The organism is Oleiphilus sp. HI0080 (assembly GCF_001635135.1).
Window position 1 is genome coordinate 1 of sequence record NZ_LWFU01000899.1, and the last position, 1675, is coordinate 1675.

1 protein-coding gene and 1 pseudogene are annotated in these 1675 nt (G+C 48.8%); one reads left to right on the top strand and one right to left on the bottom strand.

Translation table 11 applies throughout. The features are described 5' to 3' along the window. A partial coding sequence (locus tag A3751_RS17765) for a class I SAM-dependent methyltransferase (protein ID WP_068458345.1) occupies positions 1-713 on the top strand: 713 nt, incomplete at its 5' end. 18 nt (positions 714-731) lie between these two features. Here A3751_RS17765 and A3751_RS17770 read toward each other — a convergent pair. Then, positions 732-1675: pseudogene (locus A3751_RS17770) on the bottom strand (glycerol-3-phosphate 1-O-acyltransferase); the annotation flags it as partial.

The following is a 1675-nucleotide window of genomic DNA, read 5'->3' on the forward strand; positions in this document are numbered from 1 at the left end:
CCCAGGATATTGATCCGTTTGTCGCCGATTACTTTCTCGTTTTCGGCGATAATGCGCTTACTTTACATCAAACAGGTAAGGCCGCGCCCGGGCCAATTAACGCCTCGTTTGTTGAAGGTAAAAACCTGCATCGCATGCGTCATGGTGGTGGCAAGGGGCAGTTGATTGCCAAAGCTGTGGGTTTGAATAAGGGAGTCTATCCTCATGTTTTGGATGTCACCGCGGGGTTAGGTCGTGACGCATTTGTTCTTGCTACGCTCGGCTGTAAGGTTGACTTGTTTGAGCGAGTGCCGGCCGTAGAGGCGCTTTTGGGTTTTGCGATAGAGCAGGCGAAAGCTGCGCATGATCTTTCAATTGCTCATACGGCGCATCGCATGAACTTGCGTTTTGGTGATGCGCTAGATTATCTCAGAGAGTCTTCTGAATTAGTCGCTGATGTTATCTATTTAGACCCCATGTACCCCGAGCAGGGCAAGTCGGCTGCTGTTAAAAAAGAGATGCGCGCGTTTCATGATATCGTCGGACAGAATGAGGATGATTATTTGCTACTCGAGGAAGCCTTAAAGAAGGCGCGCTACCGGGTAGTGGTGAAGCGCCCTCGTAAGGGGGAGGCGATACAGGGCCCCAAGCCCTCACTTATTCTTGAGGGTAAGAGCTCTCGATACGATATCTATACGATCCGGCGATTAGAGGATCTTTCCGCAAATAGCTGAGCTTCAGCCAAGTGCTTGTTAGTGGCCGGAAGTGACTTGCAAGATCGCCTGTCTGAGCTCAGCATTGAGAACCAGCATTGAGTCTTCCGCGGCTTTGAGAACAAGCTCGCTGTATTTCAGCTTCTCTTCGTCGTCTTCTTGAAGTATTTGCTTGTCTTTGAGTACGGCGATAAAGTTTCGGAACAAGGTTTTATCGAAAAACTCTGGCGCATTTAGCCCAAACAATATCGACATACGCTCTGCCATCAGAGTACTTAGTTGCTCAAGCTCTTGAGCCGTCATCGACCCGCTTTCTTTGCGCGTGAGAATCGCGATCACGATGTAATAGCGTTCAAGCGTTGGCATAATGAAGCTCGCCAGAGTTGAAAGCTTTATGTAGTCTGATGAGCCAATTATAGGGCGGCGCACATGGTTGTCTTCAATCTTGAGAAGTTGGCTTTCGGCCATAACATTGAGCCATTCTTCAAAAATCTCGTCGATTTCAGAGCTATTCCACTGTAGGAACAATTCGGCTCTAATGTAGGAATAAACCGAACGAAAAATACGATGGATCTCGACCTTGCTCATGCTTGGGTTGCTGCGAATAATGCAGGCAATTAACGCCGGCACAGCAAACAGATGGAGTGTGTTATTGCGGTTGTAGGTCAATAAAACGGCATTTCGATCGCTCAGGGTAATGATGTCGCCTAGCTCATTTTTCTGACGGCTCAATAAGCCCATTTCTTCGGTATATTGAATCCACTCCTCGCCATCACCTTCAGGAAAAGAGACATGATCTGAATAGGGGAGTTTGCGGAGCAAGCCGGCGAAAAACGTGTTCAGATGCGCCAGCTCATTGGCATCCATGGCTTGGCGATGAGTCGACAGAAGCACGGTCGCAGTTAAGCTGACGGGGTTAACTGCGGCGCTTGAATTAATGCGAACGGCGATTTCCTTGGCTAAGTTGCTCACAACGTCGCTGA